This is a genomic window from Cupriavidus sp. WGlv3 (assembly GCF_023952475.1).
Lineage (GTDB): Bacteria > Pseudomonadota > Gammaproteobacteria > Burkholderiales > Burkholderiaceae > Cupriavidus > Cupriavidus phytorum.
Window position 1 is genome coordinate 87,146 of sequence record NZ_JALHRX010000003.1, and the last position, 23,235, is coordinate 110,380.

A 23,235-nucleotide genomic window follows, 5' to 3' on the forward strand; every position below is an offset into this window, starting at 1 on the left:
GGGGCAGGCGGCGTGCGAACCGGGCCCGCGCAGCGGGATGCGGGGCGCCGGCCGCTACCTAATTCGGTCGGTGGCCGAGGTGGCGAAATCGCGGCCGCCGCTGCCCTCCGCCGCCACCGCAGCCACCGCCGCGGCGCCCGGCGCCGTCAGGCCGAAGAAGGCGCGCGCATCGGCGCTGTCCTTGGCGATCGCGGCAGTGAGTTCGTCCAGGGAGTCGAAGCGCGCCTCGTCGCGCAGCTTCTTCATGAATTCGACCCGCACCAGCTTGCCGTACAGGCTTTCATTGAAATCGAACAGGTGGACTTCCAGCAGCACCCGGCCGGCGTCCTCGATGGTGGGGCGCACGCCGATGCTGGCCACGCCCGGCAGCGGATGGTCGGCGATGCCGTGCACCTGCACCACGAAGATGCCGCTGACCGCGGGCCGCTTGTGCGAAATGCGCAGGTTCAGCGTCGGGAAGCCCAGGTCGCGGCCCAGCTTGCGGCCGTGGATCACGTGGCCGCTGATGGCGTAGCCGTGGCCGAGCAGGCGCCGCGCGTGCTCCAGGTCGCCATCGGCCAGCGCCTGGCGCACCGCGGAACTGGAGATGCGGATGCCGCCCTCGGACACCGAGCCCATCTGCTCGACATCGAAGCCGTAGCGGCGCCCGGCCTCCTGCAGGTAGGCAAAGTCGCCGGCGCGCTTGGCGCCGAAGCGGAAATCGTCGCCGACCAGCAGCCAGCGCGTATGCAGGCCATGCCAGAGCACGTTCTCGACGAATTCCTGCGGCGACTGGCCGGCAAAGTGGGCGTTGAAGTGTTCCACCACCACCCGGTCCACGCCGTTGCGGCGCAGGCTTTCCAGCTTGTCGCGCAGCAGCGCGATCCGGGTCGGGGCCTTGTCCGGCGTGAAGAATTCGCGCGGATGCGGCTCGAAGGTCATCACGCACAGCGGCAGGCCGCGCGCATCCGCCGCCGCCCGCGCACGCGCGAGCAGCGACTGGTGGCCGCGATGCACACCGTCGAAATTGCCGATGGTGAGCGCGCAGGGCGCCCGGCTCTCGGCGTTGGGCAGGCCGCGGAAGACTTTCACGGGGACGGCGGGAAACGATTCGGGTAAAGCGAGCATTATAAGGCGAATGGATCGGCTTGCCGCTGCCGCCGCCCCCGGCCGGTCGCCGCGCTGCGGCTTTTGTGCCGCAACCGGCCCTCCCGCCATGGCGCGATGCCGCAAAAGGCGGCATGATAGGCGCCACTTTGGCTCACTACGGGATCGCTGCGGGCATCCAGCGCGGTATGCCCGATCTTCGCCCATCCCCGATTCCCAGTTGAAAGCGCTGACCTATCGGTTCTTTTCCCGGCTCCTGGCCGCCGGCCTGCCTCAGCCGAGCGCGCGGCTCGACGTCGAGACGCGCGCCAAGCTGATGGCGATCGTGCACAAGAATGCGCCGACAGCAATCGTCGCCTCGGTGCTGCTGCCCGCGCTGACCACTCTGGGCTTCTGGAACGACGTCAGCCGCGCCGCACTGCTGGGCTGGTGCGCGGTGATGCTGCTGCTCACGACCGGCGGGCTGTGGTTCTACATCGGCTACCAGCGCGACCACGCCCTGATGAGCCGTTCCGCGCACACGCACAAGTGGTGGAACAATATGCGCGCGGTCGCTTTCCTGACCGGCGTGACCTGGGGCAGCTCGGCGCTGCTGCATTTATATACAGCCTCGCCGGTGTTCTCCAGCGTGCTGTACCTGCTGACGCTCGGCGTCCTTGCCGGCGGCGCGGTGTCGCAGGCGCCGGTGCCGTCGAACCTGGTCTACGCCGGCGTGCCGATCCTGGTGCCGAACCTGCTGATGGCGGAATTCGCCTTCCCCGGCCACGGTGTCTATGTGCAGGGGCTGCTGGCAATCTACGCGTTGATGCTCTCGCGCCACGCCTTCAACCTGCAGGCGACGCTGGTACGCGCGATCCAGCTGGAGGGCGACAGCCGGCGCCTGGCCAAGCAGTTCCAGGACGAGAAGGAGCGGGCGCTGCATGCGAGCGAAGAGAAGTCGCGCTTCCTTGCCGCGGCCAGCCATGACCTGCGCCAGCCGGTGCATGCGCTGGTGATGCTGGTCGAGGCGCTGCGCGCGCGCAACCAGTCGAGCGCGCTGCATCCGCTGGTGGAGCAGGTGGCGGCGGGCACCCAGACCATTGACCTGTTGTTCCGCTCGCTGCTGGACCTGTCCAAGCTGGAAGGGCGCAAGGTCCTGCCCACGCTGGAGCCCTGCGAGCTGGGCGCGCTGATCCGCGACGTGATGAGCCAGTTTGCCGCCGACGCGCGCGAAAGCGGGCTGACCCTGACCCCGCGCGTGCCAGATGAGCTGTACGCGATGGCCGAGCCGGTGCTGCTGCGCCGGGCCTTGTTCAACCTGGTGCAGAACGCGCTGCGCTATACCCAGCGCGGCGGGGTGCTGGTGACCGCGCGCCAGCGCCGCAAAAACGTGCGGCTGGAGGTGTGGGACACCGGCGCCGGCGTCACGCCCGAGCATCTGCCGGACATCTTCTCGCCCTACTACCAGGTCCACAACCCGCAGCGCGACCCGTCCCAGGGCCTGGGCCTGGGGCTGGCGATCTTCAAGGAATGCGTGCGGCTGATGCGCGGCACCTATGGCGTGCGTTCGGTGCCGGGCAAGGGCTCGGTGTTCTGGTTCGCGCTGGCGCCGGTGCCGGCCGAGACCGTGGCCAGCGTGCGCGAGATGCGCGCCATGGCGCAGGCCGAGGAGGCCAAGCCCGATCGCCTGCAGGGTACGGTGCTGGTGGTCGACGACGACAGCCAGATCCGCAAGGCCTGGATCGCGCTGATGGAGGCGTGGGGCATCCGCGTGGCCTGCGCCGCGCACGGCGCCGAGGCCGACAAGCTGTTCGCCCAGGGCCTGCGCCCGGACATCATTTTCTGCGACCTGCGCCTGCCCGGCAGCGAGAACGGCCTGGACCTGCTCGAGCGCTGGCAGAACACGCAGCCGCAGGCGCGCAGCGCATTGCTGACCGGAGACCTGAAGTCGGCCGCGCTGGCGGCGGCGGAAGAGGCGGGTTATTTCGTGCTGCCCAAGCCGGTGGACCCGGCCTCGCTGCGGATGCTGCTGCGGCGCTGGCTGCGAGTAGCCTAGGGCGAAGCTGACGCGGGCAGGCAGCCAGAGCGGTGGCGCGCCTTACTGGCGCAGCCGGAACCGTTCCATGCGCGACATCACCTGCATGCGGGTGCGCACGCCCAGGCGCTGCAGGATGGCGGATACGTGTTCCTTGACGGTGTTCTCGGTCAGCCCCAGCCGCCGCGCGATCACCTTGTTGGGCAGGCCTTCCAGCACCAGCGCCAGCACTGAACCCTGGCGCGGGGTCAGGCCCAGTTCCGCGGGTGTGACCGGAATGCCGTGGGCCGGGCCGAACGATTGCGCGCGCCCGTTGAGTGCTTCGTCGGTGGGGAAGGCGGTGTCCCCGGCCAGCACCTTGCGCACCGCGGCAGTAAAGGCGTTGGCATCGAGGTGCTTGCCGACGAAGCCGCACGCCGACAGTGCACGGGCGCGGCCGACGATTTCCGGGGTGGCCTCGGCCGACATAAAGATAAAGCGCGCGCCCGGGATGACGGTCTTGAAGGTCTGCATGGCATCGAAGCCGGTACCGTCATTCAGCCAGATATCGAGCAGCACGATATCGGGGCGCAAGCCTTGCTGCAGGCTGGCCAGGGCCTCGCGGGCACTGCCGGCGGCATGGACTGCCACATCCGGCATGACTTCGGCCAGGAAAGCGGTGGTCCCTGACAAGGCCATAGGATGATCATCGACCACCAACAACGTCGGTGCAGCGTTCGACATGCGAATTCCCGTTCAAATATCCCGTTTCGTCCTTGTTGTCACCTCTCCGGAGAACCTGTGTCGTGCACAGGAATGGCGCGTGGACGTAGGGCCCACTCTAGCAGAGGGGGCGAAGCGTCACAATCCATCAATCGGGTTATACGGCTTCGCTACCACAGGCCAATTAATCGGCGCCTGTCCGGATCTCGTGAATTAAGCACGTACTGGTTTGGCTTTACCGGAGTTTAGCGCCTTGCCTTGGTAGAATTGCGCGATGAAAAAAATTGTCATCTTGATTTCCGGGCGAGGCTCCAATATGGAAGCCATCGTCCGTGGCTGCGCGGACGGCGGCTGGCCCGCCCGCGTGGCGGCGGTGCTGTCGAACCGGCCGGACGCCGCGGGCCTGCAGTTTGCGCGCCAGCAAGGCATTGAAAGCGGCGTGGTCGACCATCGCCAGTACCCAGACCGCGCCGCCTTCGACGCGGCGCTGGCCGAGGCCATCGACGCCCATGCCCCCGACCTGGTGGTGCTGGCGGGTTTCATGCGTATACTCACGCCCGGCTTTGTCGACCGCTACGCGGGCCGGTTGCTGAATATCCATCCGTCACTGCTGCCGTGCTTCCCCGGCCTGAATACCCACCAGCAGGCACTGGATGCCGGTGTCAAGCTGCATGGCGCGACCGTGCATTTCGTGACCCCGGAGCTCGACCATGGCCCGATCGTGATCCAGGCCGCGCTCGACGTGCTGCCGGCGGACACGCCCGAGACCCTGGCCGAGCGCCTGCTCGCCTGCGAGCACATGATTTATCCCCGCGCCGTGCAGTGGTTCGTCGAGGACCGGCTGCAGCTTCAGAATGGCGTGGTCAATGTTATCAACCCGGCCGAACCGCAATTGCTGATGGCCATCTCCGCCGCGACCCCGGCGGCAGGAGTCCAGGCATGAGCCGTACCCAGGCAGGAAACCGTTCCCCGCGCGGCGAGGGCCGCGCCCCGGCGCGCAGCAAGGGCAAGAGCAGCCCGATCCGCAAGTCGCCCAACGCCAGCGGCGCCAACGGCGCCCCGACGCGCACGCATGGCGGCCTGCATGCCACCCACATCCAGCATATCGATCGCCTGCTGGGCAAGGTCATGCTGTTCGCTCGACCCGCCGATGCGGTGGTCAGCTACTACTTCCGCGAAAACGCCAAGCTCGGCCACCGCGAGCGCGGCATCATTGCCGAAGCGATCTACGCGGTGCTGCGCCGGCGCGTCGAGTTTGCCCAGTTTGCCGAGAGCGGCACCGGCGCGGCCTCGCGTCGGCTGGCGCTGCTCGGCCTGGCGGCGACGCTGGGGCGCGATGCGCTGTCGCCGTTCCTGTATCCCGATGAAGCCGAGTGGCTGGACCGCCTGACCACCATCGAGCGCTCAAGCCTGGCGCCGCGCGTGCGCGCCAACCTGCCCGAGTGGCTGTACGACGAACTGGTGCGCCAGCATGGCGAGGCCTTTGCCGCGGCCCTGGGCGACGCCTGGCTGCGCCCGGCGCCGCTGGACCTGCGCGTCAACCTGGGCAAGACCAGCCGCGAGGCCGCGCTGGCCGAGCTGCAGGCCGCGGGCCTCGGCGCCGAGCCCACGCCGCTTGCGCCGGCCGGCATCCGCATGACCGGCAAGCCGGCGCTGAACCAGTTGCCGATCTTCGTCAACGGCCTGGTCGAGGTGCAGGACGAAGGCAGCCAGCTGCTGTGCAGCCTGGTGGCGCCGCGGCGCGGCGAGATGGTGGTCGACTTCTGCGCCGGCGCGGGCGGCAAGACCCTGGCGCTGGGCGCGGCGATGCGCTCGACCGGCCGGCTCTACGCCTTCGACGTCTCGGAAAAACGCCTGGCCAACCTGAAGCCGCGGCTGGCGCGCAGCGGCCTGTCGAATGTCCATCCGGTGCTGATCGACTCCGAACGCGACGCCAAGATCAAGCGCCTGGCCGGCAAGGCCGACCGTGTGCTGGTGGATGCACCGTGCAGCGGCCTGGGCACGCTGCGACGCAATCCCGACCTGAAGTGGCGGCAATCGCCTGAGTCGGTGCTGGAACTGACCGCCAAGCAAAGCGCGATCCTGGACTCCGCGGCGCGTCTGGTGAAGGGCGGCGGCCGCGTGGTGTACGCGACCTGCAGCGTGCTCGAAGCCGAGAACGAGCAGATCGTGCGCGACTTCCTCGCCGCGCATCCCAACTTCCGCCTGGTGCCGGCCGCCGAAGTGCTGGCCGAGCAGAAGATCGAAGTGCCGGGCCTGCCGGACAACGGCATGTTCGCCTTGTATCCGCACCTGCACCAGACCGATGGCTTTTTTGCCGCGGTGCTGGAGCGCACCAGCTGATCGCGGTTTCCGGCCGCGCCGCCCGCCGCGCGCGGGCGGCCCACACTGAATCTGCACCATGAACGGTGAAACCCTGTCCGACCTCGGCGGCCTGAAGGATCTGAAGGCCTCGCATTCGATGTTCGGCAAGATGCTGGACGACCTGATCCGCGATGCCGGCGGCCCCGGCTTTTTCTGGCAGTTGCTGGTGCTCGCCGGCTGCCTGCTGGTGGCGTGGCCGCTGGCGCGCTTCGTGGTGCGCCGGCTGGAGGCGCGCTACGAAGACTCGAGCTTCTCGGTGCGCTTCGCCGCGGCCAGCCTCGAGCGCGCCATGTTCCCGCTGGCGGGCTGGGCGCTGGTGCTGATGGCCCGCTTCGCGCTGGCGTCGCTGATCCCGGTCAGCGTGCTGCGGCTGGCGCTGGTGCCGCTGTTCGGCATTACCGCGTTGAATTTCACCTTCTACGTGCTGCGCCGAGTGATGTCCGGCAGCGGCCAGCTGCACGGCATGCTGCTGCTGGTGGAAAAGGTGCTGACCACGCTGGTCTGGGTGGGCATGGCGCTGTACGTGCTGGGCGTGCTCGGCGACGTGGTTGGCTGGATGGAGAGCGTGCGCTTCTCGATCGGCGGCAAGCAGAAGATCAGCGTGGCCGAGACCCTGATGGCGGTGGTCTGGATCCTGCTGACAGTGCTGGTGGCGCTGTGGTTTGGCTCGTGGCTGGAAGAGCGGCTGATGCGGTCGGCCAACCTCGACGGCAACCTGAAGGTGGTGCTGACGCGGATTTCCAAGGCCCTGCTGCTGCTGGTGTCGCTGCTGCTGAGCCTGTCGCTGGTGGGCATCGACCTGACCGTCCTGTCGGTCTTCGGCGGCGCGCTGGGCGTGGGCCTGGGGCTGGGTTTGCAGAAGATCGCCAGCAATTACATCTCGGGCTTCATCATCCTGCTGGACCGCTCGGTCAAGCTTGGCGACCAGATCACGGTGGACAAGTACACCGGCATCGTGTCGCAGATCCGCACTCGCTACACCGTGGTACGCAACGGCGACGGCGAGACGCTGGTGCCGAACGAGCAGCTGGTGGCACAGTCGGTGCAAAACCATTCGTTCTCGAATACCAACGTGCGCGTGGCGACACGCGTGCAGGCCGACTACAGCGCCGATCCCGAGACCGTGATCGCGCTGCTGACCGAATGCGTGCGCGCACTGCCGCGCGTGCTGCCCGACCCCGAGCCCGCGGCTTTCCTGGTGCTGTTCGCCGACAGCGGCATCGAATATGAAGTCGCGGTCTTCGTGGCCGATCCGCAAAACGGCAAGCTCGGGGTGCAATCGGCGATGAACCGCGCCATCTGGCGTACGCTGCGCGAGCACGGCATCTCCATTCCGTACCCGCAGCGCGAACTGCGTGTGATGCATGAGACGCTGCCTGCGGGTCCCGGGGGGCCAAAGGCGACTACATTGCCAGAGGCCGCAAACGCCTCCTGAGCGTCCGCGCAACGGCAGGGCAGGGGGGCGACGGATGCGCCACCCGTGGAACGAAAACCGTTGCTCCCCGTCCAAATCCGGGAAATAGCGTATGCTCGCGCCCGCGGCGATCCGGTAGAATGCCGGTTTGTCGCGGGTTGAGACATCCCGCTCCCACATCAGACAGCCGCCAGATTGCAGCGGCTCGTACCTGGCTCGCATAGGAGCCGCTAGCCACGGCCGGCGCCTGACGTGCCTGCCCTGGGGGAGCCCGGAGCGACTTCGGGCCCCGTGGCAAGCGCCAGACAGCTATCGCAATCAACAGATTCGCAGCTATTTTTTCTGCGCGTTGTGTGTACCGGCCCAGCCGGATTGCACGGGAAAGTCCCTGTTTAACCGACGGAGAACAGTTTGTTCGACACTATTCTTGACTGGGCCGCCAACGGCCTTGCCAACTGGACCTGGTGGGAGATCGTCATCTACACGCTCGTGATGACCCATATCACGATCGCCGGCGTCACCATCTTCCTGCACCGCTGCATGGCGCACCGGTCGCTGGACCTGCACCCCATCGCGCAGCACTTCTTCCGCTTCTGGCTGTGGCTGACCACGGGCATGGTCACGCGCGAGTGGACCGCGATCCACCGCAAGCACCACGCCAAGTGCGAAACCGAGGACGACCCGCACAGCCCGCAGACCCGTGGCATCCGCAAGGTGCTGCTGGAAGGCGCGGAGCTGTACCGGGCCGAGGCCAAGAACAAGGAAACCATCGCCAAGTTCAGCCATGGCTGCCCCAATGACTGGATCGAGCGCAATCTGTACTCGCGCTTCACCTGGCAGGGCGTCGGCCTGATGCTGATCATCGACCTGGCGCTGTTCGGCGTGGTCGGCATGTCGGTGTGGGCGGTGCAGATGCTGTGGATCCCGATCCACGCCGCCGGCATCATCAATGGCCTGGGCCACTGGTGGGGCTACCGCAACTACGATTGCGAGGACGCATCGACCAACGTGTCGCCGTGGGGTCTGATCATCGGCGGCGAAGAGCTGCACAACAACCATCACACCTACCCGACCTCGGCCAAGTTCTCGATCAAATGGTATGAGTTCGACGTGGGCTGGGGCTATATCCGCGCGATGCAGGCGGTCGGCCTGGCCAAGGTCAAGAAGACCCCGCCCAAGGCGCGCCTGGTCGAGGCCCGTCCGGTCGACCACAACACGCTGGAAGCCATCATTGCCAACCGCTATGACGTGATGGCGCGCTACGCCAAGGCCGTCAAGGGCGCGTTCCGCCAGGAACTGGAAAAGCTCAAGGAAGGCCGCGTCGCCGAGTACCGCAGCTTCAAGCCTGCCAGCAAGTGGTTCCACCGCGAGGAAACCAAGCTGGCCGCGCAGCAGCGCGAGCAGCTGGCGAGCATCGTTGAACAGAACAAAGCGCTGCAGACCTTTGTCGAAATGCGCCGTGAACTGGCCGCCATCTGGGGCCGTTCCAACCTGACGCGCGAGCAGCTGCTGCAGCAGCTGCAGGCCTGGTGCCACCGTGCCGAGGCCAGCGGGATCCAGGCGCTGCACGATTTCTCGCTGCGCCTGCGCCGCTACGCCTGATACAATTCGGCCGCGCCGTATGGTTTGACAAAGCCCCGCCCATGGCGGGGCTTTTGTTTTAGATAAACTCCCCCATGTTCTGGCCGGCCGCACCTGTTGGCGGAGGTCTAGAGGAGTACCCGGAGATGACCCCACAATCGATCAAGACCGTCGAGTTCGAGAAGCCGAACCTGGCGGGTGCCGAAAACGCCGCTGGCGGCAGTTGCGTGGCCCATGCCTGGGCCAAGGTGCCGCCGGTGCTGTCGCCCGATGAGCGGCAGGCGCTGAAAGCGCGTATCCGCCGCTTGCTGAAGGAGCGCAACGCGGTGCTGGTGGCGCACTACTACGTCGACGCCGACCTGCAGGACCTTGCCGAAGAAACCGGCGGCTGTGTCTCCGACTCGCTCGAAATGGCCCGCTTCGGCCGCGACCACGAAGCCAGGACGCTTGTGGTGGCCGGCGTGCGCTTCATGGGCGAGACCGCCAAGATCCTCAGCCCCGAGAAGACTGTGCTGATGCCGGACCTGGACGCGACCTGCTCGCTCGATCTGGGCTGCCCCGCCGACGAGTTCGCTGCCTTCTGCGATGCGCACCCGGACCGCACCGTGGTGGTCTACGCCAATACCAGTGCCGCGGTGAAGGCGCGCGCGGACTGGATGGTGACCTCCAGCATCGGCCTGAAGATCGTCGAGCACCTGCACGCGCAGGGCAAGAAGATCCTGTGGGCACCGGACAAGCACCTGGGCAGCTATATCCAGAAGCAGACCGGCGCCGACATGCTGCTGTGGCAGGGCTCGTGCCTGGTGCACGACGAGTTCAAGGGCATCGAGCTGGACCTGCTGCGCCGCGAATTCCCCAACGCCAAGATCCTGGTGCATCCGGAGTCGCCGGAAAACGTGGTGGCGCAGGCCGACGTGGTCGGCTCCACCTCGCAGCTGATCGAGGCCGCGCAGAAGCTTGACGCGACCGAGTTCATCGTTGCCACCGACAACGGCATCCTGCACAAGATGCGTATGGCAGCGCCGGGCAAGCACTTCATCGAGGCGCCGACCGCCGGCAACAGCGCCACCTGCAAGAGCTGCGCGCACTGCCCGTGGATGGCGATGAATGCGCTGACCAACCTGGCCGAGGTGCTCGAGACCGGCCGCAACGAGATCCACGTCGACCCGGCCATCGGCGCCAAGGCGGTTACCTGCATCAACCGCATGCTCGACTTCGCCGCCGCGCAGAAGCGCAACGTGCGTCCGTCGTCCGACCTGGCGCAGGAACAGGCGCTGTTCCAGGGGATCGGCCCGGCATGAGCGAGAACCCGGTTTTCGATAGCTACGGCGCGGCGCTGCAGGCAGCGCTGCAGGCCAATGTGAAGGCCGCCATCGCCGAGGATGTCGGTAGCGGCGACCTGACCGGCCTGCTGGTGCCGGCAGACAAGGCCGCGCACGCGCGCGTGATCGTGCGCGAGTCCGCAGTGCTGTGCGGCCAGCCTTGGTTCGATGCGTGCATGCGCGCGGTCGACCCGGCGCTGGAAGTGCGCTGGCTGCAGCAAGAGGGCGCACGCATGGCGCCGGATTCCGTCGTGTGCGAGATCGCCGGCCCGGCGCGCTCGCTGCTGACCGCCGAACGTCCGTCGCTGAACTTCCTGCAGCTGCTGTCCGGCGTGGCCACCGTGACGCGCCGCTACGCCGACCTGATCGCCGGCACCCGTGCGCGCGTGCTCGATACCCGCAAGACGCTGCCCGGGCTGCGCCTGGCGCAGAAGTACGCGGTGCGTATCGGCGGCGGCGAGAACCAGCGGCTGGCGCTGTATGACGGCATCCTGATCAAGGAAAACCATATCGCCGCGGCCGGCAGCATCGGCGCGGCGATGCGGGCGGCGCTGGCGCTCGATACGCAGGCGTCGGTGCAGATCGAGGTAGAGAGCCTGGCCGAACTGGAGGAAGCGCTGGCGGCCGGTGCCACGTCGGTGCTGATCGACAACTTCACCGTGCCGATGATGCAGCAGGCGGTGAAGGTCAACCAGGGCAGGGCGCTGCTGGAAGTGTCGGGCGGCGTCAATGCCGAGACTATCCGCACCTTTGCCGAGACCGGCGTGGACCGGATTTCGGTGGGCGCGCTGACCAAGGACGTGCGCGCGACGGATTACTCGCTGCGGATCATCGGCTGAGGGTGGTTCCGGCCAAATGAATAACGGGGTGGGCCATGCGGCGCCACCCCGTTTTGCTTGGCAACGCTTCGTCAACGCTTGCGGCCGGCGGGCGGCTGCATCACCGTCGGCAGCGCCTTCGGCAACGAATCCGGATAGTCCCGGCTGAAATGCAGCCCGCGGCTTTCATGCCGCGAATAGGCGCTGTCCACGATCAGCGAAGCCACTTCGACCAGGTTGCGCAGTTCCAGCAAGTCGGTGGTGACGCGGAAGTTGGCGTAATACTCGGCAATCTCCTCGCGCAGCAGCACGATGCGGTGCTGCGCGCGTTCCAGGCGCTTGCTGGTGCGCACGATGCCGACGTAGTTCCACATCATGCGGCGCAACTCGTCCCAGTTGTGCGACACCACGACTTCTTCGTCGGCATCGGAAACGCGGCTCTCGTCCCACGCCGGCAGCGTGATATTGGGCGCGCCGGCCTTGTCCTGCGAGGCGATGTCGTCCGCGGCGGCGCGGCCGATCACCATGCATTCGAGCAGCGAGTTCGACGCCAGCCGGTTGGCACCATGCAGGCCGGTGCAGGCGGTCTCGCCCACGGCGTAAAGGCCGCCGATATCGGTGCGGCCCATGGTATCGGTGACCACGCCGCCGCAGGTGTAGTGCGCGGCCGGCACCACCGGAATCGGCTCGCGCGTGATATCGATACCCAGTTCCAGGCAGCGCGCATGGATGGTCGGGAAGTGTTCCTTCAGGAAGGCCTCGGGCTGGTGCGTGATATCGAGATAGACGCAGTCCAGCCCGCGCTTCTTCATTTCGAAGTCGATCGCGCGTGCCACCACGTCGCGCGGCGCCAGTTCGGCGCGCTCGTCGTGTTCGGGCATGAAGCGCGTGCCGTCGGGCAGCTTGAGCAGGCCGCCTTCGCCGCGCACCGCCTCGGAGATCAAGAAGGACTTGGCGTAGGGGTGGTACAGGCAGGTGGGGTGGAACTGGATGAATTCCATGTTCGACACCCGGCAGCCCGCGCGCCAGGCCATGGCGATGCCATCGCCGGTGGCCGTGTCCGGATTGGTGGTGTAGAGGTAGACCTTGCCCGCACCGCCGGCGGCCAGCACGGTGTGCGTGGCGGTGATGGTGTGCACCGAGCCGGTGCGGTCGTCCAGCACGTAAAGGCCATAGCAGCGGTTGCCGGGCAGCCCCATTTTCCGCGACGTGATCAGGTCGATCGCGAAGTGGTCTTCCAGGATGGTGATGTTGGGGTGCTGCGTGGCCTGCTGCAGCAGCGTGCTGACCACGGCGTGGCCGGTAGCGTCGGCGGCGTGGATGATGCGCCGGCGGCTATGGCCGCCTTCGCGCGTCAGGTGGAAACCGAGTTCGGCCTGCGCGTCGCGGGTGAAGGGCACGCCCCGGTCGATCAGCCACTGGATCGCCTCGCGCCCGTGCTCGACGATAAAGCGCGTGGCCTCTTCATCGCATAGCCCGGCACCGGCAACGAGCGTGTCCTGGGTGTGCTCGTCGTGGCTGTCGCCGGAATCCAGCACCGCGGCGATGCCGCCCTGGGCCCAGTCGCTGGCGCCCTGCGTCATGGCGCGCTTGCTGAGGATGGCCACCCGGTGGGTGTCGGCCAGTTGCAATGCGACCGTAAGGCCGGCCAGGCCGCTGCCGACGATGGCGACGTCGAAATTCATGGTGCAAGGAGAGCGCCGGCAGGGCGCTTGGCAGATTGGGGGAAACGGCAAAGTCTACACCCGGCGCGCCATCCCGTGCATCAGTGCGCAGGGCCGATGTGCAATCGGTGGGCAATATCGACGGGCAACAAAAAGCCCCGCTGCAGGGCGGGGCTTTCTGGCGGGAGACCGGATCAATTACTTGATCTTGGTTTCCTTGTAAGCGACGTGCTTGCGGGCGACGGGATCGAACTTCATGATCTCCATCTTTTCCGGCATGGTGCGCTTGTTCTTGGTGGTGGTGTAGAAGTGACCGGTACCTGCGGTCGATTCCAGCTTGATCTTGTCGCGGCCGCCCTTGCTTGCCATGATGTACTCCTAATTAGACTTCGCCGCGTGCGCGCAGGTCGGCGAGCACGGAGTCGATGCCTTTCTTGTCGATCAGGCGCAGGCCGGCGTTCGAGACGCGCAGGCTCACCCAGCGGTTTTCAGATTCAACGAAGAAACGACGATTCTGCAGGTTGGGCAGAAAACGGCGCTTGGTCTTGTTGTTTGCGTGGGAAACGTTGTTGCCGACCATCGGCGCTTTCCCGGTCACTTGACAGACGCGTGCCATGAAGCACTCCTAAATCTTCTATTCGTGGACAATGTTCGCAACAGATCAACAAAAGGCGCGCGGGCCCGGACTGCAGCGGTTGAGACTTCAGCAAAACGGGCATTATAGACCGGATTCCTCCAGCGAATCAATGCTTTCTGTGCTCCGGCGCCGGCAGTGTTGCAGCCACGCTCCCGTGGTGCCGTAGGCGTCACAGGCCGGGCAGACGCTCGCAGGATTCCGCCAGCGAGCGGATTTCATGCCCCGCCACGATGAAATGGTCCAGCAGCCGCACGTCGATCAGGTCGAGCGTGCGCGCCAGTTCGCGCGTCAGGTGGATGTCGCTCTGGCTGGGGGCGGTGGTGCCGCGCGGATGGTTGTGGGCGACGATGATGCCGGCCGCGTTATGCGTCAGGGCCTGGCGCGCGACCTCGCGCGGATAGACCGAAGTCCGCGTCAGCGTGCCGCGGAACAGTTCCTCGCTGGCTATCATGCGGTTGCCGGGGTCCAGGAACAGGCACATGAAGACCTCGTGCTGCAGCGGGGCCAGGGTCAGGCGCAGGTAGCTGCGCACCGACTCGGGCGAATTGAAGCCGGCCGGCAGCCGCAGCGACTCGGCCAGCGCGCGCCGCGCCAGCTCGGGGATGGCCTGCAGCTGGGCGAACTTGGTCGTGCCCATGCCGCGCACGCCGGCCAGCGCTTCGCCCTCGGCCGCGAACAGCGCGGTCAGCGAGCCGAAGCGGTGCAGCAGCTCGCGTGCCAGGTCCACGGCACTTTTGCCGGCGGCGCCCACGCGCAGCAGCACGGCCAGCAGTTCGGCATCAGACAGCGCGGCAGCGCCGCTTTCCAGCAGTTTCTCGCGGGGCCGCTCGCAAGCGGGCCATTTGGCAATGGTCATGGGCATCCAGGGTAGTCGCGTCGGGAACAGGGTCCTGCAACCCTTGGGGCGGCGGGCTAGGGGCCAGTCGAATACAATACGGGTTGTTCCCTGGTTGATCACCCATGAATTTGCAAACTTTCGCGTCGGAAGCCGACGGCGGCACGGCTGGCCGCAAGACTGTCCAGGCCGACTCCTTCCTGACCCTGCACTACAGCATCGCGCTCGAGAACGGCACCGAGGTCGTCAGCACGTTCGAGGAAAAGCCCGCCACGCTGCTGCTGGGCCAGGGCCAGTTCGCGCCGACGCTCGAGCAGGCGCTGCTGGGCATGCCCGAAGGCGAGCGCATGACCTACCGCCTGGCGCCGGAGCAGGCCTTCGGCCCGCGCAACGCCGAACTGCTGCAGTGGGTGTCGCTGGCCACGCTGCGCGAGAACAGCTCGTTCGAAGAGGATTACAGCCCGGGTGACCTGGTCGAGTTCAACGCGCCCGGCGGCGGCAAGTACGCCGGCGTGCTCAAGGAGATCGGCGAGACCGCCGCGTTGTTCGACTTCAACCATCCGCTGGCTGGGCAGACCATCCTGTTCGACGTACAGCTGATCGGCATTCTCTGAACGTCGCCACGCCGAACCTGTCCGGATACCGCAGCATGCCCGACCTGACCCCCGCCCCCGACGCAGAAATCCTGATGGCCCAGCCGCGCGGCTTCTGCGCCGGCGTGGACCGCGCCATCGAGATCGTCGAGCGCGCGCTCGAGCGCTTCGGCGCTCCCATCTACGTTCGCCATGAAATCGTCCACAACGCGTATGTGGTGGCCGACCTGCGCCGCAAGGGCGCGGTGTTCGTGGGCGAGCTCGACGAGGTGCCCGCCGGCGCCACCGTCATCTTCAGCGCCCATGGCGTGTCGCGCGAAGTGCGCGAAGACGCGGCCCGGCGCGGCCTGCACGTCTTCGATGCGACCTGCCCGCTGGTGACCAAGGTGCATGTCGAAGTCAGCAAGCTGCGCGCGCAGGGCTGCGAGATCGTGATGATCGGCCATCGCGGCCACCCCGAGGTCGAAGGCACCATGGGCCAGGCCAACGGCGGCATGGTGCTGGTCGAGTCGGTCGGCGATGTCGCGGCGCTGCAGATCGCCGATCCGTCGCGGCTGGCCTATGTCACCCAGACCACGCTGTCGGTGGACGAGACCCGCGAGATCGTGGCCGCGCTCAAGGCCCGCTTCCCGGAGGTCCGCGAGCCCAAGAAGCAGGACATCTGCTATGCCACGCAGAACCGCCAGGACGCGGTGAAGTTCATGGCGCCGCAGGTGGAGGTGGTGATCGTGGTCGGCAGTCCCAACAGTTCCAACTCCAACCGCCTGCGCGAGCTGGCCGAGCGCCTGGGCGTGCCGGCCTATATGGTGGACGCGCCCGAGCAGGTGCGGCCCGAGTGGGTCGCAGGCAAGCGCCGCATCGGCCTGACCGCCGGGGCCTCGGCGCCGGAAGCGCTGGCCCAGTCCATCGTCGAGCGCCTGCGCGAACTCGGTGCGCGCCAGGTACGTCCACTCGATGGTATCGAGGAAAACATGGCGTTCCCGCTGCCGCGCGGGCTGCTGCCCACCAGCGCAGCCGCCTGAGCGCGGCGCGGGGTTGCCTCCCGCTTGAATGCCTGGCCTGATAAAAGGGGCGCCGCGGTTGCGGCGCCCCTTTTTTGTTTCTGGCCTCTGCCGGCCTGGGAATAATGCCCGCTGCTGGTGCCGGGGGTGCCCGCCATTCGTGCCGGACGCTAATCAGGGTAATCCCCGAAGCTGGGGTTTTCCCTATTATGGTGCGGCGCTACATTCTGCACATTAGAGAGAAGCACCACGCTAATTAAATGAAACGCCTAATTAATAATGGTGCATTATAGGTGCTGCCGGCGCTGCTTCTTTGCCGCCTGGGGCGCCGCAGGCACGGTTCTTGTAAGAAGGAGGGGCGGCCGCGTCATGTGAGCGGGAATTGCCGCAATCTGTGCATTGGGGAAATTCCCTAGCTCAAATGCGCGGTAAATGGTCAAGGATGTTGCGTCGCGTATTGCATCGACTAAGAAAGGGGATACAATGCGCGCGTTTCAAATTGAAACTAAACAACGGCGGTTCAGGGAAACGTCCGGGAGGCGTTGCAAATCCCTGTTTTTGTGAATCCTAGGAGATCACTCATGCAAATCACGTTTGCCAAGATTCTGCCGATCGCGGCCGCAGTGGCGCTGGTCGCAGCTTGCGGCAAGAAGGAAGAAAAGCCGGCGGATCCGGCCTCTTCGGCGCCGGCAGCCGCGGCTCCCGCAGCGCCTGCGGCAGGTGGTGGCGAGGTCGTCGTCAAGATCGGCCACGCGGCCCCGCTGACCGGCGGCATCGCGCACCTTGGCAAGGACAACGAAAACGGCGCCCGCCTGGCCGTGGAAGAAGTCAACAAGTCCGGCCTGGAAGTCGGTGGCAAGAAGGTCAAGCTGGAACTGGTCGGCGAAGACGATGCCGGCGATCCCAAGACCGGCACCGCCGTGGCGCAGAAGCTCGTCGACGCCAAGGTGGCTGCAGTGGTCGGCCACCTGAACTCGGGCGTGTCGATCCCTGCGTCCAAGATCTACAGCGACGCCGGCATCGTGCAGATCTCGCCGTCGTCGACCAACCCGGACTACACCAAGCAGGGCTTCAAGACCACCTACCGCGTGGTGGCTACCGACGCCCAGCAAGGACCGGCCCTGGCCAACTACGCCGCCAAGACCCTGAACGCCAAGAGCGTGGCGATCGTCGACGATGCCACCGCCTACGGCAAGGGCCTCGCCGACGAGTTCGAGAAGACCGCCAAGGCGGCTGGCGTCAATGTGGTGGCGCGTGAAGCCACCAACGACAAGGCCACCGACTTCAAGGCCATCCTGACCAAGATCAAGGGCAAGAAGCCGGACGTGATCATGTACGGCGGCATGGACGCCACTGGTGGCCCGTTCGCCAAGCAGGCCCGCGAACTGGGCATCCCCGCCAAGATCGTCGGCGGCGACGGTGTCTGTACCGACAAGGTGGCCGAACTGGCCGGCGAGGCCGTGACCAACATCATCTGTTCCGAGGCAGGCCTGGCCCTGTCGCGCATGGAGAAGGGCGCGGATTTCGATAAGCGCTATCAGGCCCGCTTCAACGCGCCGGTGCAGATCTACGCGCCGTTCACGTATGACGCCGTGATGGTCGTCGTCGATGCCATGAAGCGCGCCAACTCGACCGAACCGGCTGCCATCCTCGCCGAAATGCCCAAGACCAACTACAAGGGCGTGATCGGCAATATCGCCTTCGACGAGAAGGGCGACATGAAGGAAGGCACCATCACGCTGTACGAGTACAAGGACAAGAAGAAGTCCGTCCTCGACGTCGTGAAGATGTAATCTGGGCTTACCGGCCCATCCGAACGGCACCGTGAGTATTTTGCGGTGCCGTTCTTTTTAGCCTCGCCTAATGTAGAAGCATCCTTACCATGGATGGAGCAGGGCAGGCCGCTCACCAGCAAAGCAACCACCGCAACGTTACCCATCACACACCAGGGTCCCCCCGGCATCCACACCATGCCGTCAGGTCAGGGACTGAAGCAGGAGTTTTCATGGATATCTTTATCCAGCAGATCGTGAACGGCCTGGTGCTCGGCAGCATTTATGCGCTGATCGCACTGGGCTACACCATGGTCTACGGCATTCTCGGCATCATCAACTTCGCCCATGGCGACGTGCTGATGATCGGCGCGCTGACCGCCCTGTCAGCCATCCTCGGATTGCAGAAGTTCGCTCCCGGCCTGCCTGAATGGCTGACGCTGGTGATTGCCACGCTGATCGCGATGCCGGTCTGCGCGATCCTGTCCTATTCGATCGAGCGGGTCGCCTACCGGCCCTTGCGCAATGCGCCACGCCTGGCCCCGCTGATCACCGCGATCGGGGTTTCCATCATCCTGCAGACGATGGGCATGCTGATCTGGTCGCGCAACCCGCTGACGTTCCCGCAGCTGCTGCCGTCGGAACCCATCGACATCGGCGCCACCGGCGCCACCATCACCGGCAAGGAGATGGTCATCATCGGCATGGCCGTGATGGTGATGTCCGGCCTGCTGGCCCTGGTCAACCGCACCAAGCTCGGCCGCGCCATGCGCGCCACCGCCGAGAACCAGAAGGTGGCCGGCCTGATGGGCGTAAACCCCAATTTCGTCATCTCCGCCACCTTCATGATCGGCGCCACGCTGGCCGCGCTGGCCGGCGTGATGATGGCCACCAACTACGGCAATGCCCACTTCTACATGGGCTTCATTCCCGGCCTGAAGGCGTTTACCGCCGCGGTGCTGGGCGGCATCGGCAACCTCGCGGGCGCCATGGTCGGCGGCATGCTGCTGGGCCTGATCGAAGCGCTCGGCGCCGGCTATATCGGCGACCTGACCAATGGCGTGTTCGGCTCGAACTACCAGGACGTCTTTGCCTTCATCGTACTGATCACCGTGCTCGTCTTCCGTCCGTCCGGCATCATGGGCGAACGCGTGGCGGATCGCGCCTGAGGAGAGCGAATCCATGAATACCCCGATTCCATCCACGGCCGCCGTCGCGGCGCCGACCAAGGTGCCGGCCAAGACCCTGGCCGCACTGATTGGCTTCCTGGTGGTCGCGCTGTGCGCACCGTTCATCGTCCAGACCCTGGGCGGCAACTACTGGGTCCGCGTGCTGGACTTTGCGCTGCTGTACATCATGCTGGCGCTGGGCCTGAACATCGTGGTCGGCTTTGCCGGCCTGCTTGACCTGGGCTACATCGCGTTCTATGCGGTGGGCGCCTACATGATGGCGCTGCTCGGCTCGCCGCACCTGGCGAACCAGTTCGAGTGGATCCAGCAGCTGTTCCCGACCGGCATCCACCTGTCGATGTGGTTCGTGCTGCCGCTGGCGATCCTGGTGGCCGCCACCTTCGGCGTGCTGCTGGGGGCGCCGACGCTCAAGCTGCGCGGCGACTACCTGGCCATCGTCACGCTGGGCTTCGGCGAGATCATCCGCATCTTCATGAACAACCTGGACCGCCCGGTAAACATCACCAACGGTCCCAAGGGCATTACCGCGGTCGACCCGGTGCATATCTTCGGCTTCGATTTCTCGAAGTCGCACGAGATCTTCGGGCTCAAGTTCTCGCCGGTGTTCATGTACTACTACCTGCTGGTGTTCCTGGTCATCGTGATCGTGTTCGTGTGCCTGCGCCTGCAGACCTCGCGCATCGGCCGCGCCTGGGTTGCCATCCGCGAAGACGAGATCGCCGCCAAGGCGATGGGCATCAACACCCGCAACATCAAGCTGCTGGCGTTCGCCATGGGCGCGTCGTTCGGCGGCGCGTCGGGCGCGGTGTTCGGCGCGTTCCAGGGCTTCGTCTCGCCCGAATCGTTCACGCTGTGGGAGTCGATCTACGTGCTGGCGATCGTGGTGCTGGGGGGCATGGGCCATATCCCCGGCGTGATCCTGGGCGGCGTGCTGCTGGTGGGCTTCCAGGAACTGCTGCGCGTGGTCGCCGAGCCGATGCAGACGGGCCTGTTCGGCCAGGTGATCGTCGATGCCGAGGTGCTGCGCCAGCTGCTGTTCGGCCTGGCGCTGGTGGGCGTGATGCTGTACCGCCCGGCCGGCATCTGGCCGTCGCCGCGCAAGGAAGACCGCCCGGTGGTGCGCCGCGCGGGCAATATCGGCCGTCTGTAAACCGGAGGAAGGCATGAGCAACAACGATTTCCTCCTGTCGGTACAGGGGGTCAACAAGCGTTTCGGTGGCCTGCAGGCCCTGTCCGAGGTCGGCCTGCAGATCAAGCCGGGCGAGATCTATGGGCTGATCGGGCCCAACGGCGCCGGCAAGACCACCTTCTTCAACGTGATCACCGGCCTGTACACGCCGGATTCGGGCGAGTTCGTGCTGGGCGGCACGCCCTATCAGCCGACCGCCGTGCACGAGGTGGCCAAGGCCGGCATTGCGCGCACGTTCCAGAACATCCGCCTGTTCGGCGACATGACCGCGCTCGAGAACGTGATGGTCGGGCGCCACGTGCGCTCCAAGGCCGGCGTGTTCGGCGCGATCTTCCGCCCGCCCTCGGTGCGGCGCGAGGAAGAGGGCATCGAAGACATGGCGCATGACCTGCTCGACTACGTCGGCATCGGCAAGTACGCCAACTTCACCGCGCGCAACCTGTCGTACGGCCACCAGCGCCGGCTCGAGATCGCGCGCGCGCTGGCGACCGAGCCCAAGCTGCTGGCCCTGGACGAACCGGCCGCCGGCATGAACGCGACCGAGAAGGTCGAGCTGCGCGGCCTGCTCGACAAGATCAAGAACGATGGCAGGACCATCCTGCTGATCGAGCACGACGTGAAGCTGGTGATGGGGCTGTGCAACCGCCTGACGGTGCTGGACTACGGCAAGGTGATTGCCCAGGGCCTGCCGCACGAGGTGCAGAACAACCCCGCGGTGATCGAGGCCTACCTCGGCACCTCGGCGCACTGATGGCGGGAGCGGACGTAATGAATCAGCCTGCAATGAAACAGACAGTACTGAAGATCTCCGGCCTGAAGGTTGCCTACGGCGGCATCCAGGCCGTCAAGGGCATCGACCTCGAAATCCGCGACGGCGAGCTGGTCACGCTGATCGGCGCCAACGGCGCCGGCAAGACCACCACCATGAAGGCCATCACCGGCCTGCAGGGCTGGGCCGGCGGCGACGTGGAATACATGGGCAAGTCGATCAAGGGCGTGCCCAGCTACGCGCTGCTCAAGCAGGGCCTGGCGATGGTGCCGGAGGGCCGCGGCGTGTTCGCGCGCATGACCATCACCGAGAACCTGCAGATGGGCGCCTACACGCGCAACGACGAGGCCGGCATCAAGGCCGACGTCGAGCGCATGTTCGGCATCTTCCCGCGGCTGAAGGAGCGCGCCAACCAGCTGGCGGGCACCATGTCGGGCGGCGAGCAGCAGATGCTGGCAATGGCGCGCGCGCTGATGAGCCAGCCCAGGGTGCTGCTGCTGGACGAGCCCTCGATGGGCCTGTCGCCGATCATGGTGGAGAAGATCTTCGAGGTCGTGCGCGACATCTCGGCGCAGGGCGTGACCGTGCTGCTGGTCGAGCAGAACGCGCGCCTGGCGCTGCAGGCCGCGCACCGCGGCTACGTGATGGAGTCCGGCCTGATCACCATGAGCGGCGAGGCCAGCCAGATGCTGGACGATCCCAAGGTGCGGGCCGCCTACCTGGGCGAGTAAAGGCGTTAGCAAAGGCCTTAGCAAAGGCGGGCGGTTTTGGGTGCACCAAAGCCGTTCGAGCTTGTCTGGGCCTTCTTCTCCCTCTCCCCTCAGGGGGGGAGGGCTGGGGAGAGGGGTGGTTTAGCAAGGAGCCACATCAAGCGAGGCCAAGGGTTTTAACCCGCAGGCCTCAGCCTTTTGACGCTCCTGCCCTCTCCCCCGACCCCTCTCCCGCAAGCGGGAGAGGGGAGCAAACCTGCAGCAGGCAGAGTTTGTCAGTAGCCCTCAGGCCTCGCCTCGCGCGAGGCCTTTTTTGCTCAGGCCAGCTTCTTCAGCAGCGTGCGCAGCATGCCGATCATCTGGTCGATCTCTTCGCGCGTGATGTTCAGCGCCGGCATGAAGCGCAGCAGGTTGGCGCGCGGGGCGTTCAGCAGCAGGCCTTGCGGGGCCATGTCGCGCGCTTCTTCGACCAGCTGCGGGCCGATGTCCTTGCCCAGCAGCAGCGCGCGCAGCAGGCCTTCGCCGCGTTCGCCGCCGAGGCCGAATTCGGCCGACAGCGCCAGCAGCTGCTCCTTCAGGTAGTCGCCCTTGGCCTTGACGTCGTCCAGGAAGCCCGGCGCGGTCAGCTGCTCGATCACGGCGCTGCCGACCGCGGTCATCAGCGGATTGCCGTTGTAGGTGCCGCCCTGGTCCCCGGCCTCGAAGCTGGCAACCTCGGCCTTGCACAGCAGCGCCGACAGTGGCACGCCGCCGCCGATGCCCTTGCCCAGCGTCATGATGTCCGGCTCGACGCCCGACAGCTCGTAGGCGAACAGCGTGCCGCAGCGGCCGCAGCCGGACTGCACTTCATCGACGATGAACAGCAGCTTGTGCTTGTCGGCCAGTGCGCGCAGGCCCTGCATGAACTCGCGCGTGGCGGGGATCACGCCGCCTTCGCCCTGCACCGGTTCCAGCATGATGCCGACGGTCTTGTCGGTGATCAGCTGCTCGACCGAGGCCAGGTCGTTCAGCTCGGCCTTGGGGAAGCCTGGCACCTGCGGCGCGAAGATGGTGTCCCAGCCGGCCTTGCCCGACGCGCTCATGGTGGCGAGCGTGCGGCCATGGAAGCTGTGGTCCATGGTGATGATCTCGTAGGCGCCGTTCTTGTGCTTGCGGCCCCATTTGCGCGCCAGCTTGATCGCGCCTTCGTTGGCCTCGGCGCCGCTGTTGGCGAAGAAGACCTTGTCGAAGCAGCTGTTATCGGTCAGCTGCCTGGCCAGGCGCAGCATCGGCTCGTTGTAGAAGGCCGGGCTCGGGTTGATGATCTTCTTCGACTGCTCGACCAGCGCGTCGATCATGCCCTGGTTGGAATGGCCCAGGCAGTTGACCGCCCAGCCTTGCACGAAGTCCAGGTATCGCTTGCCGTTGTGGTCCGTCAGCCAGGAGCCCTTGCCCTCGGTGAACACGAGCTCGGGCCGGTTGGTGATGTACATCAGGGATTGGACGGGAAACTCAGCAAATGCCATGGCGGACTCCAGGGGTCGGCTTTAAACGATGGACGGACAAGCAGGTAAGACGCGGGAAAACAAAAAGCC

Annotated in this window: 21 protein-coding genes; 14 read left to right on the plus strand and 7 right to left on the minus strand. The window is 66.2% G+C overall.

Annotated elements, in window-relative coordinates; genetic code table 11:
* Positions 1-54: 54 nt before the first annotated feature.
* Positions 55-1,071, minus strand: a complete 1,017-nt coding sequence (locus MKD38_RS07000) for a bifunctional riboflavin kinase/FAD synthetase (RefSeq protein ID WP_252675397.1) — start codon at positions 1,069-1,071, stop codon at positions 55-57.
* A gap of 244 nt (positions 1,072-1,315) precedes the next feature.
* Between MKD38_RS07000 and MKD38_RS07005 the strand changes: the two genes are divergently transcribed.
* Positions 1,316-3,121, plus strand: a complete 1,806-nt coding sequence (locus tag MKD38_RS07005; RefSeq protein WP_501985972.1) for a hybrid sensor histidine kinase/response regulator — start codon at positions 1,316-1,318, stop codon at positions 3,119-3,121.
* A 42-nt stretch (positions 3,122-3,163) separates the two neighbouring features.
* Here the strand turns inward: MKD38_RS07005 and MKD38_RS07010 are convergent, their stop codons facing one another.
* A complete protein-coding gene (locus MKD38_RS07010) occupies positions 3,164-3,823 on the minus strand; it encodes a response regulator (RefSeq protein WP_012353747.1) in 660 nt (219 codons plus the stop codon).
* A 253-nt stretch (positions 3,824-4,076) separates the two neighbouring features.
* On the opposite strand from MKD38_RS07010, the gene purN reads away from it, so the two are divergent.
* The 6 genes from purN to nadC all read left to right on the plus strand — a co-directional run bounded on the left by purN (position 4,077) and on the right by nadC (position 11,322).
* Positions 4,077-4,745 (plus strand): phosphoribosylglycinamide formyltransferase, encoded by a 669-nt coding sequence (purN, locus tag MKD38_RS07015; RefSeq protein ID WP_252675399.1) that lies wholly within the window; start codon positions 4,077-4,079, stop codon positions 4,743-4,745.
* A complete protein-coding gene (locus tag MKD38_RS07020) occupies positions 4,742-6,145 on the plus strand; it encodes an RsmB/NOP family class I SAM-dependent RNA methyltransferase (protein ID WP_252675400.1) in 1,404 nt (467 codons plus the stop codon). The genes purN and MKD38_RS07020 overlap by 4 nt, the downstream gene beginning before the upstream one ends.
* A 58-nt stretch (positions 6,146-6,203) precedes the next feature.
* Positions 6,204-7,601 carry a mechanosensitive ion channel family protein gene (locus MKD38_RS07025; RefSeq protein WP_252675401.1) on the plus strand — a complete coding sequence of 466 codons (1,398 nt, stop codon included), beginning with the start codon at positions 6,204-6,206 and terminating at the stop codon, positions 7,599-7,601.
* Between the two features lie 390 nt (positions 7,602-7,991).
* A complete protein-coding gene (locus MKD38_RS07030) occupies positions 7,992-9,182 on the plus strand; it encodes a DesA family fatty acid desaturase (RefSeq protein ID WP_252675402.1) in 1,191 nt (396 codons plus the stop codon).
* Between the two features lie 125 nt (positions 9,183-9,307).
* Positions 9,308-10,462, plus strand: a complete 1,155-nt coding sequence (gene nadA / locus MKD38_RS07035) for a quinolinate synthase NadA (protein ID WP_252675403.1) — start codon at positions 9,308-9,310, stop codon at positions 10,460-10,462.
* Positions 10,459-11,322 (plus strand): carboxylating nicotinate-nucleotide diphosphorylase, encoded by an 864-nt coding sequence (nadC, locus tag MKD38_RS07040; RefSeq protein ID WP_252675404.1) that lies wholly within the window; start codon positions 10,459-10,461, stop codon positions 11,320-11,322. The genes nadA and nadC overlap by 4 nt, the downstream gene beginning before the upstream one ends.
* Positions 11,323-11,393: 71 nt before the next feature.
* On the opposite strand, the gene nadB is transcribed toward nadC, so the two are convergent.
* From nadB to radC, 4 genes are all read right to left on the minus strand, one after another.
* The gene (gene nadB, locus MKD38_RS07045; protein WP_252675405.1) at positions 11,394-12,986 is read right to left on the minus strand and encodes an L-aspartate oxidase; all 1,593 of its coding nucleotides are present in this window, start codon (positions 12,984-12,986) and stop codon (positions 11,394-11,396) included.
* 177 nt (positions 12,987-13,163) lie between these two features.
* Positions 13,164-13,334 carry a 50S ribosomal protein L33 gene (gene rpmG, locus MKD38_RS07050; RefSeq protein ID WP_010814980.1) on the minus strand — a complete coding sequence of 57 codons (171 nt, stop codon included), beginning with the start codon at positions 13,332-13,334 and terminating at the stop codon, positions 13,164-13,166.
* Positions 13,335-13,347: 13 nt separating this feature from the next.
* Entirely contained in the window at positions 13,348-13,581 is a 234-nt protein-coding gene (gene rpmB / locus MKD38_RS07055) for a 50S ribosomal protein L28 (RefSeq protein ID WP_006575661.1), read from the minus strand.
* A 190-nt stretch (positions 13,582-13,771) separates the two neighbouring features.
* Positions 13,772-14,458 carry a RadC family protein gene (gene radC, locus MKD38_RS07060; RefSeq protein ID WP_252675406.1) on the minus strand — a complete coding sequence of 229 codons (687 nt, stop codon included), beginning with the start codon at positions 14,456-14,458 and terminating at the stop codon, positions 13,772-13,774.
* A gap of 104 nt (positions 14,459-14,562) precedes the next feature.
* Between radC and MKD38_RS07065 the strand changes: the two genes are divergently transcribed.
* The 7 genes from MKD38_RS07065 to MKD38_RS07095 all read left to right on the plus strand — a co-directional run bounded on the left by MKD38_RS07065 (position 14,563) and on the right by MKD38_RS07095 (position 21,682).
* Complete coding sequence (locus MKD38_RS07065; protein WP_012353738.1) at positions 14,563-15,051, plus strand: FKBP-type peptidyl-prolyl cis-trans isomerase; 489 nt, start codon at positions 14,563-14,565, stop codon at positions 15,049-15,051.
* A 35-nt stretch (positions 15,052-15,086) separates the two neighbouring features.
* Complete coding sequence (gene ispH / locus MKD38_RS07070; protein ID WP_252675407.1) at positions 15,087-16,052, plus strand: 4-hydroxy-3-methylbut-2-enyl diphosphate reductase; 966 nt, start codon at positions 15,087-15,089, stop codon at positions 16,050-16,052.
* 560 nt (positions 16,053-16,612) lie between these two features.
* Complete coding sequence (locus MKD38_RS07075) at positions 16,613-17,824, plus strand: branched-chain amino acid ABC transporter substrate-binding protein (protein ID WP_252675408.1); 1,212 nt, start codon at positions 16,613-16,615, stop codon at positions 17,822-17,824.
* A gap of 212 nt (positions 17,825-18,036) precedes the next feature.
* Positions 18,037-18,972 carry a branched-chain amino acid ABC transporter permease gene (locus tag MKD38_RS07080; RefSeq protein WP_062801617.1) on the plus strand — a complete coding sequence of 312 codons (936 nt, stop codon included), beginning with the start codon at positions 18,037-18,039 and terminating at the stop codon, positions 18,970-18,972.
* A 13-nt stretch (positions 18,973-18,985) separates the two neighbouring features.
* On the plus strand, positions 18,986-20,143 hold the full coding sequence (locus tag MKD38_RS07085) for an ABC transporter permease subunit (protein WP_252675409.1): 1,158 nt from the start codon (positions 18,986-18,988) through the stop codon (positions 20,141-20,143).
* A 13-nt stretch (positions 20,144-20,156) separates the two neighbouring features.
* Positions 20,157-20,933: an ABC transporter ATP-binding protein gene (locus MKD38_RS07090; RefSeq protein ID WP_252675410.1), complete on the plus strand. Its 777-nt coding sequence runs from the start codon at positions 20,157-20,159 to the stop codon at positions 20,931-20,933.
* Positions 20,934-20,965: 32 nt separating this feature from the next.
* On the plus strand, positions 20,966-21,682 hold the full coding sequence (locus tag MKD38_RS07095) for an ABC transporter ATP-binding protein (protein WP_115704540.1): 717 nt from the start codon (positions 20,966-20,968) through the stop codon (positions 21,680-21,682).
* A 296-nt stretch (positions 21,683-21,978) separates the two neighbouring features.
* Here the strand turns inward: MKD38_RS07095 and MKD38_RS07100 are convergent, their stop codons facing one another.
* Positions 21,979-23,166: an acetylornithine transaminase gene (locus tag MKD38_RS07100; protein ID WP_252675411.1), complete on the minus strand. Its 1,188-nt coding sequence runs from the start codon at positions 23,164-23,166 to the stop codon at positions 21,979-21,981.
* Positions 23,167-23,235 lie beyond the last annotated feature (69 nt).